Below are 11,969 nucleotides of genomic sequence, written 5' to 3' on the forward strand. Positions count from 1 at the left end.
TCATGACACCTGAATCGGTAATGGCCCTCGGCGTCGAGGCAATGAAGGTCGCCCTTGCACTGGCCGCGCCACTATTGCTGGCTGCGCTGATAAGCGGGCTGATAGTCAGCCTGTTGCAGGCGGCAACACAGATTAACGAAATGACACTGTCATTTATCCCGAAAATACTGGCGGTCTTCGCCACCATGGTGATCGCCGGTCCGTGGATGCTGAGCTTAATACTGGACTATATGCGTAACCTGTTTACCAGTCTGCCCACGTTGATTGGCTAGGGCTGTTCTCAACTATGCTCTCCCTCGACACCACCCAGCTTGCGACCATGGTCAGCCACTATTTCTGGCCATTAATTCGCGTACTGGCGCTGATCACCACCGCGCCGGTATTAAGCGAGAGGCAGATCAACCGCAAAGTTAAAGTGGGTTTGGCGGTATTGATTACGTTTCTGATTGCCCCTGCGCTGCCGCCAGTTAATATCCCATTGGTCTCCAGTGGCGCGCTTTGGGTCGCCGCCCAGCAAATATTGATTGGTGTCACTATCGGCTTAACCATGCAATTTGCATTTGCCGCCATTCGACTGGCCGGTGAAGTGATTGGTTTGCAGATGGGGCTATCCTTCGCCACCTTCTTTGATCCGTCTGGCGGGCCAAATACCTCGGTATTATCCCGCTTGCTTAACTTGCTGGCGATGCTGCTATTTCTCACTTTTAATGGTCACTTATGGCTAATTTCGTTGCTGGCCGACAGTTTCCATACCCTACCCATCCAGTTCGAACCGCTCAATGGCAGCGGTTTTCTGACTCTGGCGCAGACCGGCTCACTCATCTTTATGAATGGCCTGATGCTAGCCTTGCCGCTGATTACCCTGCTGTTAACCCTAAACTTAGCCTTAGGGATGCTTAACCGCATGACGCCACAACTCTCGGTATTCGTGATAGGTTTCCCGCTGACTCTGACGGTTGGCATTTTGTCGCTGGGATTAATCATGCCGCTACTGGCCCCCTTTGCTGAGCACCTGTTCAGCGAGTTCTTTGACCGCCTGGCGCTGGTATTGGGTGGGATGGCGAGCTGATAACATTTTGGGGAGAGAACCTGTGGGGCTGGCCCACAGGTTAAAGCAGGATTACTTATTCAGTTGGAACAGAGACAAGCCCTGCATATTGGTAAAGGTGGTGTAAGAGGCCTGTAATGCCGCCTGCTGCATGACGTAAGAGGAGATGGCCGAGGTATAATCCACATCCACCAAGTCCGTCAGCCGCTGTTTATTGCTCAAGGTGCGATCACTACCCAAGCTATCCAGATTATCCAACTCTTGCAGTTGCGTACCCACTTCCGCCTGAACCGACAACACATTATTCAATGAGTTAGCCATGCCGCGGATCCCTTTGTCCAGATCGGCCTGTGCCTGCTCTTTCACCGCATCTGTTGCGCCCGACAGTGGCGTTTTCAACGATTTTAAAACCGTATCGATGGTATTAAAGATATTGGCTTCAGAGGCGACCGGATTACCCGCCGCATCATCAGGTTCAGGTTTTGCATTACTGGTCAGTGCCAGAAAAACACTGCTCCCAGTGTGCCCGATGGTCATCGAACGGCTGGCATCCACTTTTTGCTCAATCGCAACATCCCCACCCTGATAGGTTACAGCGCCGGTGGCACTGACCACAAAGGGCGGTTTATCACTTTTAAACGCCGCGAAGGTGTAACGACCGCTGCCGGTAGTCGAGTTCGCCTGATTGACCAACTGATCTTTCAAACCCTGTAACTGAGTCGCATATGAGGCCCGGTCATCGTCACTCAATACATCAGATTTCGCACTGATAATGATGCTTTGGATCGACTGAATGGTGCTGGTCACCTGCTCCAGGGTTTTGGTCTCCTGTGATAGCTCATTACGGGCAAAGCTACGCGCCAGAGTATATTGGTTATTTTCCGATTGGGATTGCGACACCATCACCGCTTGCGAGGCGGCCATAGGATCATCAGAGGGGTTAACCACGCGTTTACCGGTGGAGAGCTGTTGGCCCGACTGCATCCAGAGAGATTGGGCAGTGGAAACGCCCTGCATAGTTTGCTGATAGATCATGCTAGTACTTAAGCGCACAATGTCAGTTCCTTTTTAGTCACAGTTCAGCCAGTTAGTGGGCAGCGACCATCAAATCCGTCTCAACGCCCATGCTGGCCAAACGCAAAATAGTGGTGGATTGCGGCACTAAAACTCTACCGCAGACAACAAGTTAACGCAGATCCAGTAGCGCATTAAACAGCGTCGAGGCAGTTTGAATCACTTGCGCATTGGCCAAATAATATTGTTGGAAACGTTGCAAATCACCGTACTCTTCATCCAAATTCACGCCGGAAATAGACTGCTGCTCGGCGGTCAGCTGCGTAACAATATTGGCTTGCGCCGCACTGTTGGTTTTCGCGGTATTGGTCTGGTTACCGACATTACTCACTAAACCCGCGTAAGCCCCTGCGAGAGTCGCTTTGCCGTCAACCAACTTCAAGGTTTGCAGATTCAGCAAAGCTTTGGCGTTGACGTTATCACTCGCGCCACCATCGGCCGTACCGGCGGCAGCAATTTTGCTGGAGTCGGTAATATCAACCTGGAGGTTAGCAGCCACGTTAGACACGGTTTTCACCAGGAATTTATCTTTGGCTTGTGCGCCAGTGGTGCCGTTATCAATGTTGACGGAGAGTCCGTCGAAGCTCAAACCTGTGGTGTCGCCATTGGCATCGACCACCGGATTGGCCGGCACTTTGGTGTTATCAGACAACCGGGTCACCTGCCAATTGGTGCCATCAAACTCCACGCTGTAGTCACTGGCTTTGACTTTCGAGGTGTCGGCATAGTTCACCGTCAGACTGGCATCACCCTGATTATTCGAGTTTTTCAGCACGTTTGGCTGAGCAAAACTAAAGAATTTTTCACCCGGATCACCATTGATATCAAACCCGGCTTTATGTTGCGTGTTAAAGCTATCGGCCATCACCAGCGCTAGTTGGCCTAACTGATTGCGGGCGCTATCCAGTGCTTCACTGCGGAATTTCAGGGTGCCGCCGAGGCTACCTGTCGCCAGACGGCTCTCATCCACTTCCATCACGTCACCACTGCCATATTTGTAACCAATGGCTAATCGAGTAGCATCACTGCCGGAGGCGATGGCTTCAACTTTGTAAGAGCTAGAACCTTGTACCAATGGCAAACCGTTAGCAAAGGCGACGTTATAGGCATCGCCATCTTGCTGAGTGACAGTGACGCCCACAATCTGGTTCAGTTCAGTGACCAGTTGGTCGCGCTGATCAAGCAAGGCGTTAGGTTCGCTGCCACTGCTGCCGCGCAGGCGGGTGATTTGGTCATTTAACTTAGCGATTTGCTCGGCATAGTTATTAATTTTGGTCACACTTTCGGTGATCTTCTGGTTGACACCCGTATCCATGTCACGCAGATATTTATCCGCATTCTGGAACTGGTTAACCAGCCCTTCTGCCTTGCCCAATACCGTTTTACGCGCAGCATCATCACCGGCGTTGCTCACCAGGTTTTGCAGGTTACTAAAGAAGTCCTGCATGGTGACGGAGAGGTTATTGGAGGAGTTGGACAGCAAGTTATCGATTTGCGAAATTTGCTGATAATAGGTGGTCAAGCCGCTGCTTTGCGTCTGTGATGAGCGCAATTGATTGGTAATAAAGGAGTTATATTCACGGTTGACACCGGTCACTGTCACGCCATTACCAATAAATCCTGCCGGGCTTAGTGTGCCACCATTTTGCGCAAAGATGGCGTTCTGGCGATTATAGCCAGCCACCTGGAAATTGGTGATGTTATTACTGACGGTGCTCAGGGCATATTGCGCGGCGCTCAGACCACTCATCGCAGTATTCATTAAACTATTGGACATGAAGAGATCCTTTTACCGCAGGTGATTAACATCGCGCACCTGCATTTATTAATATTGGGATACTGCCTGAGGAAACCTAAGCCCCCGCACAGCCTGTAATGATTATCGGCCCGACATTGAGAAACTTGAGTGAAAATATCAAGCATTATTGTGAGTAAAACCAAGGAATAAAGCCGCACACGTTACGGTGAGAACAGGCAGATCGTAAAGACGCCGTCAATCCATCCCTGGAGGCTCGTGCCGCGCCATCCTTGGCGCGGACGCTTTACTCTTCTGCCTATCCTCACCTCATTGGTACCGGTGATGCTGGCAACCGAACACAGCCAAATTACAACCTATCCAATAGGCGTTATTGGTGCAGACAGTTTGGGTGCGGCCAGCGCGCAAGAACCGGAGCGTACACGTAGTACGTGAGGATTCTGAGCACTGCCCAAGCCCAAAATGGCAAGCAAAATAGCCTATTAGAAGAGATCGCCTAGGTCGCTGCTGTAGGCTTTTACCGCCTGCTCACCGGCACTTCTCATCTGCTGGATCACACTAACCAACTTTTGTGCATATTGCGGGTCGGTGGCGTAACCGGCTTGTTGTAGCGCATGTGCCCCCTGTTCAGGGCTTTGTGCCGCGGCGACATTGGCGTAGCGCGGATTTTGCGTCAGCAATTTGACATAATCACTGACCGCCTCGACATAAGAGCCATAGACCCGGAAGCGGGCTTTGGTTTTCGTCGCCACACCCTGCTCATATTCCGTGGTAGTAATTTCACTGACCGGGCCATCCCAGTTGCTACCCGCTTTAATACCAAAGACGTTGTAGCTGGTTTTGCCGTCAGCGGTTGGGATCTCACGTTGCCCCCAGCCCGACTCCAACGCGGCCTGCGCCATAATCAACTGATGAGGGATCCCACTTTGTTGACTGGCAATTTGTGCCGGAATCGACATCCGCGCCACAAAATTACCGGGGCCTTGCGGCAGTGACACACCACTGTTGCTCGGTGGCGTCGGCATCGCCCGACGCACCATTTGAGCCAATGCCTGTGCCGGTAGTGTTTGCAACACTTCATCATCCAGCATCATCGGCACTGTCCCTGCAGTTTCACTTGGCGAGGTGGCCCCTGACAGCTGTTTTACCATCATGTCAGCCAGACCTAACCCCTTGACCGACATCTGCTGAGCAATCTGCTGGTCATACATTGAGGTATAAAGTCGGGTTTGATCACTGTTCATCACACCATCTTGCGGCAAGGCAGAACGCATACTTTTCAGCATCATCTGCACAAACATCCCCTCCACTTGCTGGGCCACCTTTTTCAGGTTCCCCTCGGGATCTCTTGCCGCATCACGTTTTAAGCTATTCAGTGATTGGGCGTCATAGGCCGCCCCAAACATCTCATTGGTGGTGCCGGGCATACCCATCAGGTCGCTCATCAGATAATTTCCAATTTAGCCCGCAGGCAGCCAGCACTTTGCATCGCCTGCAAGATAGACATCAAATCGATAGGTGTCGCCCCCAGCGAGTTCAAGGCGCGCACCACATTGTTCAGATTCGGGCTGGCATTGACTCGCTGCAACACGCCACCTTGCTGCTGAACAGAGATCTGAGTATTAGGTGTCACCACAGTTTGACCGCCGCCGAAAGGGGTATCCGGCTGGCTGACGGTATTTTGCTTATCAACCACCACCGACAGGTTCCCTTGCGCCACCGCACAGGAGTCCAGCACCACATTGCGGTTCATCACCACCGAGCCGGTACGGGAGTTGATAATCACCTTGGCATCACCAGCATCGACATTCACCGGTATATTCTGGATATCGGCCAGGAAACGGACCTGTGAACTGTTACCCCGCGGCACTAAAATCTGAATAGTGCGCGCATCAATCGCCGTCGCCGAACCAAAACCGCGCTGGCGATTAATGGCATCACTGACCTGCTGCGCCATGGTGAAATCTTCGGTATTCAATTGCAGGTTAATCACGCCATCGGAACCAAAGGTGGTTGGCAGTTCACGTTCGATAGTGGCACCACCGCTGATACGCCCACCCGTCAATTGGTTGACTTGCACGCTGCTACCACCGGATGAGGCCCCTGCGCCCCCTACCAAGACGTTACCCTGCGCCAGGGCATAAACCTGATTATCCACCCCTTTCAGTGGTGTCATCAGCAGTGTGCCGCCACGAATACTTTTGGCGTTCCCCATGGAGGAGACCACTACGTCGATGGTCTGTCCGGCGCGGGAAAATGCCGGCAACTTAGCCGTGACCATCACCGCAGCCACGTTTTTGAGCTGCATATTGGTGCCCGGCGGTACAGTAATCCCCAGCTGCGACAACATGTTACTCAGGCTTTGCGTGGTAAATGGTGTCTGCATGGTCTGGTCACCGGAGCCATCCAGACCAACCACCAGTCCATAACCGATCAACGCGTTATCACGCACTCCCTGAACGGTCACCAAATCGCGAATACGCTCTGCTTGCGCGGGCATCCACACCAGCGAAAGCAGCGTGATAAAAAGTGTGATAAGTGATTGTTTACGCATTGATGGGCCTCTTAGTACGGCGAGATATTAAGGAAGAACCGCTGCAACCAGCCCATGGTCTGCGCTTCATTGATATAACCATTACCCACATATTCGATGCGTGCATCAGCCACCTGTGTTGAGGTCACGGTATTGCTGCCGCTGATGGTGCGTGGGTTGACTACCCCAGAGAAGCGAATAAATTCGGTTCCCTGATTGATGGCGATCTGTTTCTCACCGACCACATGCAAGTTGCCGTTGGCCAGCACCCGGTCAACCGTCACGGTGATGGTGCCACTGAAGGTGTTATTGGCATTCGCCCCCCCCTTGCCACCAAAGGTGTTGTCGCCGGAAATATCCATGTCGGCGCGGGCATTGCCCAGCAACCCTTCCAGATAGCGGGGAGCCGTCGCCACACCAAATTTGCTTGAGCCATTACGGCTGGCATTAGCGGAGGAACTTTTACTGGCGCTGACATTTTCCTGCAAGGTAATGGTCAGGGTGTCACCAACGTTACGTGGGCGACGGTCTTCAAACAGCGGCTGATAACCATAGTTCATCGGCTGGGCAGCCTGGAAAATAGAGCCATTAGGTAATGGTGCACTGGCCGGTGCCGGCTGGGCAGAGGTCGTGCCATCCACCAGTGATTTATGCGGAATATACGCGCAGCCATTGAGTAGCATTGCCGTCAACGGCATACAGACCCATTTCAATCCACCTGATTTGCGCAGCGGCTTTCTGTCCATCTCTGATTATCAGTCCTGTTACCTGTTAGAGGCTGGCAAGGTCAGCCCCGAATACTCATTATTCTGCGGCAATCAGGGGGCGCTATCGCCCCCCGAAAGCGGATTTACAGCTGGGTCAGTTTTTGCAACATCTGGTCGGAAGTTGAAACCGCTTTACTGTTGATCTCATAGGCGCGTTGGGTCTGGATCATATTGACCAACTCCTCCGCCACATTGACGTTAGAGGTTTCAACATAGCCCTGATACAGCAAGCCACCGCCGTTCAGGCCCGGCGTGGTATCATTCGGCGCGCCGGAGCTGGCGGTCTCCTGATACAGGTTTTCACCCATACTCTCCAGGCCGCTGTTATTAATGAAGGTGGTCAGTGTCAGTTGCCCCACTTGCTGCGTGGCGGTCTGCCCCTGCAAGGTGACACTGACTATCCCGTCACGGCCCACGGTCATACTCAGCGCATTCGCCGGAATGGTGATCGCCGGCTGCACCGGAAAACCGCTGGCAGTGACCAACTGACCATTTTGGTCAACCTGGAAAGAGCCATCGCGGGTATAGGCATTGGTGCCATCCGGCATCTGCACCTGAAAGAACCCCTCGCCTTTGATGGCGATATCTTTGGTGTTATCGGTCTTGGCGAGGTTGCCTTGACTGTGCAAACGCTCAGTCGCCACCGGACGAACCCCCGTACCAATCTGTAAACCCGACGGCAAGGTGGTCTGTTCGGAGGACTGTGCCCCCGGTTGGCGCATGGTCTGGTAGAGCAAATCTTCGAATACCGCACGTTGACGTTTAAAGCCATTGGTGCTGACGTTCGCCAGGTTGTTGGCGATGACGTCCATGTTGGTTTGCTGTGCATCCAAACCGGTTTTGGCAATCCATAATGATCGGATCATCAGTTTACTCCTCTGCGCCTGCGCGCTTAGCCCATTGCTAACAGCTGATTAGCGCGCTGTTCGTTTTCATCCACACTGTGGATAATTTTCATCTGCATTTCGAAACTGCGGGCATTGGCAATCATGTCTGTCATGGCCTCAACCGCTTTCACGTTGCTACCTTCCAGCACGCCCGGCATGATCTTAATCAGCGGATCATTGGCCAACTGAGCACCCCGCGTCTGTTGCGTGGCGGGAGTCAGATGGAACAAGCCGTCATCGCCGTGCATCACTTCACCCGGTGTTGCCCGAACCCGTTTGATTTGCCCCAGTTGCGCAATGGTATTGGGTGAATCACCGGCATTCAGTGCCGAGATGGTGCCATCCGCTGCAATGGTGACCGCTGCCTGAGGGGGCACTTCGATCGGGCCGTTATCACCCATTAGCGGGTAACCCTGCACGGTCATTTGGCCGTTAGCCGCCACCTGAATATTCCCGTTGCGGGTATAGGCTTCCGTGCCATCGGGCAGTTGCACCGCCAGATAGCCATCCTGCTGTAAAGCTACATCCAGCGGGCGGCCACTGAAGTTTATCGTCCCCTGGCTGATATCCACGCCGGGGGTTGATGCCACCACCATAGTGCGGGTTGCCATGCTCGGCCCGTCGATAGGTACAGCACGCATGGCGGACAACTGCGCGCGGAACCCCGGCGTCGAGGCGTTCGCCAGGTTGTTCGCCGTGACCGCCTGCTGATCCAGCGACTGTCGCGCCGCGCCCATCGCGGTATATATTGCGTGATCCATGAGCTTATCCCGTCAGTTCGATTAACGCAGGTTAACCAGAGTCTGTAAGATCTGATCCTGGGTTTTGATGGTCTGCGCATTGGACTGATAGTTACGTTGCGCCACAATCATGTTCACTAGCTCTTTACTCAAATCCACGTTCGAGGACTCCAGCGCACCACTGGTCAAAGTACCGAAACCGCCACCGCCTGCCGTCCCAAGCATTGGGTTACCGGAAGCCAGCGACTCTTTCCACACGTTATCGCCTTCCGATGACAGCCCCTCTGGGTTGGCAAAGTTAGCCATCACGATTTGGCCGAGCAACTGGGTCTGTGAGTTTGAGTAGGTGCCAACCACAGAGCCATCGTTGTTGATCTGGAAACCGGTGAACTCACCAGCGGCATAGCCGGTTTGGTTTTGCGAAACAATGCTGTCGGTGCCGGTGTTTTGCTGCTTAGTGCCGGCGACACTCAGCGTGAAGGGAGCTGCTGTTGCGCCATTCACCACCCCCATTGGGATAGTCAGGGTGAAATCAGTAGCACTGGCTGGGTTCGCTCCATTGGTCACCGTCTTCAGTGCACCATTAGTATCAAACTGCATGGAGCCACGTAAGGCCGCAATTTGCGCCGGATTGGCGCTGCTATCGCGGGTGTAGACATCCCATGAGTTACCTGCTGTTGAGCTTTCGGTGCGCTTAACATAGAACACATTGATCTCATGGCGGTTACCCAAGGTATCGAAAGTGGTCATGTTGTTGACAAAGCTGTAAGTGGCGGGTTTGTCCGGATCGAAGGCTGGAGTGGCAGGAACAATATCGTGGGTTGAGGTCAGGTTCGCCACCATGGAGCCGGAGGTTGTCGCTTTAGCAGAGATCATATCCTGCGGAATCGACAGCGGAACCGGGTTCGCACCCTGCTGAATGGTTGGCGGTGTTCCTGTTGCCGGGTAGCCGGTCAGACTCAGGCCCTGCATGTTGATGATATTGCGATCCGCATCCAGCTTAAATTGGCCGTTACGCGCATAGAAGATCCCGCCGCTGCTGTCTTGCATCCGGAAGAAGCCATTTTGGCTGATAGCCAGATCCAGACGACGGTTGGTGGTGGTGGCAGTACCGTCGTTAAAGTCCTGCGTGATCCCCGCCACTTTGACGCCCATACCGGTCTGAGAACCTGCAAACATATCGGCAAAAGAAACTGAGCCGGCTTTAAAACCTGACGTCGCCGAGTTGGCGATATTGTTACCGATCACATCCAGGTTGCTGGATGCTGCGTTCAAACCGCTGACTGCTTGAGAAAAGCCCATTTTCTTCTCCGTTAAATTCGGGGTCCGTTACAGACCTTGCGCATTGATGACATATCAATGCTGCTTTTAAAATTGATGGCGAGTCAGTTCGAATCCCTGGCCCACCGTCGTATTGGTTTGACTACTGCTTGCGACGAATCACTGACCTACAAAATCTGACGGACTTTATCCAGGGTGATAGTGCCTGCCAGCCCGAGATCCAATTTGGAACCATCACTGCCACGGGTAACGCCATTAACCACCGCATAACTTAACGGCGTCGCCATCAATGATGAGCCACCATTGCTGGCGGTGATCGCCACGGTGTAAGCACCATCTGGAGCATTGCCACCGGCATCTAATGAGCCATCCCAGGTAAAGGCGTGTACTCCCGCCTTCAAACTGCCGATCTCAATGGTGCGCACCACCTGACCATTTTTATCGCTGATGGTGGCGGTCACTTTGTCCGCCGCCCGATCCAGCTCAACGCCAAATGGGGTGGTGGTGACAACACCATCTTTGCTACCCGCCAACACATTGGTGCCAGGGATCATCACCCCGTGACCAATCAGGCTACTGGCTTGCAGAGATTGGCTGCTGTCAATTTGACCGGAAATGGAACCCAGTGTGGTATTCAGTTTTTCAATGCCACTCACGGTGTTGATCTGCGCCAGTTGCGTAGTCAACTCGTTGTTTTGCATTGGGTTGGTCGGGTCCTGATTTTTTAACTGCGCAACCAACAACGTCAGGAAGCTGTTTTGTAGATCCTGACTGGTACTACCACTGGCGGCGTTGGCGTTCGTGCCGCTGCTGCTGTTAATACCGTAATCGCTATCGGTCAGGGAATTGGTAATGGCCATATATGCAGGCTCCTGTTATTGACCTAGTGTCAGCGTCTTGAGCATCAGAGATTTGGTGGTATTGAGCACTTCAACATTGGCCTGATAGCTGCGCGAAGCGGAGATGGTGTTCACCATCTCGCCGGTCACATCCACGTTAGGCATACGGACATAGCCCTTGGCGTCAGCCAGCGGGTTACCCGGTTGAAACACCAAACGATCCGGTGCGGGGTCATCAACCACCTGTGACACACGCACGCCACCGGTCTCCTGCCCCGGTTGTGCCGCCACCTGAAAGACCACTTGCTTGGCGCGATAAGGCTGACCATCCGGGCCGGTCACACTGTCAGCGTTAGCCATGTTACTGGCGCTAACGTTCAATCGTTGCGACTGAGCTGATAGTGCCGAACCGGCAATATCAAAAATATTCAGTAAAGACATGCGTCTTATCCTTGTTGTAACACTGACAACATCCCTTTGATTTGGCTGCTGATCACAGTCAAATCAGTCTGATATTTCAGGCTGTTATCGGCAAAATTGGTACGTTCACGGTCCATATCCACGGTGTTGCCATCCATTGATGGCTGGTCCGGTACGCGGAATAACAGATCAAGATCAGGGGGTTGAACCGTACTTGCCGGGATATGACGGGCTGACGTTAAACTGAGCGACACCCCTGTACCGCTAACACGTCCTTGCTCCACCACTTTTTTCAGTTGGCTGGAGAAATCAATATCACGTGCCTGAAAGCCAGGTGTATCCGCATTCGCAATGTTGGACGACAGGATCTCCTGTCGTTGAGCGCGCAAGTTCAGCGCCTCTTGTTGAAAACGCAGAGCACCGTCCAGTTTGTCGAGCATAGTCCCCCCGCAAGGTTAGAATTTGGAGTCGACAGCATAAACGCCGCATAGGAAAGCCTATCGTCAGAATAAGAGCAAAATGCGTCGCTATTTGTCCCCTTAACCTGATGACGGTACGGGTACACTAGGATGCGAAAAGGGGCTGTGTTAAAAGGCAGAGTCTGGTTTTACCCGATGATAGCGG

The 11,969-nt window shown here is 53.1% G+C and carries 13 protein-coding genes; 2 read left to right on the plus strand and 11 right to left on the minus strand.

Annotation, left to right across the window (positions count from 1 at the left end; genetic code table 11):
- Positions 1–2 precede the first annotated feature (2 nt).
- Both fliQ and fliR read left to right on the plus strand, forming a co-directional pair.
- The gene (fliQ, locus tag AACW11_RS13810; protein WP_005277439.1) at positions 3–272 is read left to right on the plus strand and encodes a flagellar biosynthesis protein FliQ; all 270 of its coding nucleotides are present in this window, start codon (positions 3–5) and stop codon (positions 270–272) included.
- A 14-nt stretch (positions 273–286) separates the two neighbouring features.
- Positions 287–1,069, plus strand: a complete 783-nt coding sequence (fliR, locus tag AACW11_RS13815; RefSeq protein WP_049599048.1) for a flagellar biosynthetic protein FliR — start codon at positions 287–289, stop codon at positions 1,067–1,069.
- Between the two features lie 51 nt (positions 1,070–1,120).
- On the opposite strand, the gene flgL is transcribed toward fliR, so the two are convergent.
- From flgL to flgB, 11 genes are all read right to left on the minus strand, one after another.
- A complete protein-coding gene (gene flgL / locus AACW11_RS13820) occupies positions 1,121–2,101 on the minus strand; it encodes a flagellar hook-associated protein FlgL (RefSeq protein ID WP_212584474.1) in 981 nt (326 codons plus the stop codon).
- A gap of 133 nt (positions 2,102–2,234) precedes the next feature.
- Positions 2,235–3,899 carry a flagellar hook-associated protein FlgK gene (gene flgK, locus AACW11_RS13825; RefSeq protein ID WP_212584475.1) on the minus strand — a complete coding sequence of 555 codons (1,665 nt, stop codon included), beginning with the start codon at positions 3,897–3,899 and terminating at the stop codon, positions 2,235–2,237.
- 461 nt (positions 3,900–4,360) lie between these two features.
- Positions 4,361–5,323 (minus strand): flagellar assembly peptidoglycan hydrolase FlgJ, encoded by a 963-nt coding sequence (gene flgJ / locus AACW11_RS13830; protein ID WP_212584477.1) that lies wholly within the window; start codon positions 5,321–5,323, stop codon positions 4,361–4,363.
- Positions 5,323–6,432, minus strand: coding sequence for a flagellar basal body P-ring protein FlgI (locus AACW11_RS13835; RefSeq protein ID WP_005277450.1), 1,110 nt, complete (start codon positions 6,430–6,432; stop codon positions 5,323–5,325). The genes flgJ and AACW11_RS13835 overlap by 1 nt, the downstream gene beginning before the upstream one ends.
- 11 nt (positions 6,433–6,443) lie before the next feature.
- A complete protein-coding gene (flgH, locus tag AACW11_RS13840) occupies positions 6,444–7,157 on the minus strand; it encodes a flagellar basal body L-ring protein FlgH (protein ID WP_005277452.1) in 714 nt (237 codons plus the stop codon).
- Between the two features lie 104 nt (positions 7,158–7,261).
- Positions 7,262–8,044: a flagellar basal-body rod protein FlgG gene (gene flgG / locus AACW11_RS13845; RefSeq protein WP_005277453.1), complete on the minus strand. Its 783-nt coding sequence runs from the start codon at positions 8,042–8,044 to the stop codon at positions 7,262–7,264.
- A gap of 26 nt (positions 8,045–8,070) precedes the next feature.
- Complete coding sequence (locus AACW11_RS13850) at positions 8,071–8,826, minus strand: flagellar basal body rod protein FlgF (RefSeq protein ID WP_212584478.1); 756 nt, start codon at positions 8,824–8,826, stop codon at positions 8,071–8,073.
- A gap of 21 nt (positions 8,827–8,847) precedes the next feature.
- Positions 8,848–10,107 (minus strand): flagellar hook protein FlgE, encoded by a 1,260-nt coding sequence (flgE, locus tag AACW11_RS13855; protein WP_212584479.1) that lies wholly within the window; start codon positions 10,105–10,107, stop codon positions 8,848–8,850.
- Positions 10,108–10,253: 146 nt separating this feature from the next.
- Positions 10,254–10,946: a flagellar hook assembly protein FlgD gene (gene flgD / locus AACW11_RS13860; RefSeq protein WP_212584480.1), complete on the minus strand. Its 693-nt coding sequence runs from the start codon at positions 10,944–10,946 to the stop codon at positions 10,254–10,256.
- Between the two features lie 15 nt (positions 10,947–10,961).
- Entirely contained in the window at positions 10,962–11,366 is a 405-nt protein-coding gene (gene flgC, locus AACW11_RS13865) for a flagellar basal body rod protein FlgC (protein WP_004877518.1), read from the minus strand.
- 5 nt (positions 11,367–11,371) lie between these two features.
- Positions 11,372–11,785, minus strand: coding sequence for a flagellar basal body rod protein FlgB (gene flgB / locus AACW11_RS13870; RefSeq protein WP_005277461.1), 414 nt, complete (start codon positions 11,783–11,785; stop codon positions 11,372–11,374).
- Positions 11,786–11,969: the final 184 nt, after the last annotated feature.

The sequence above is a fragment of the Yersinia sp. Marseille-Q3913 genome (assembly GCF_963892745.1).
Taxonomy (GTDB): Bacteria; Pseudomonadota; Gammaproteobacteria; order Enterobacterales; family Enterobacteriaceae; genus Yersinia; species Yersinia bercovieri.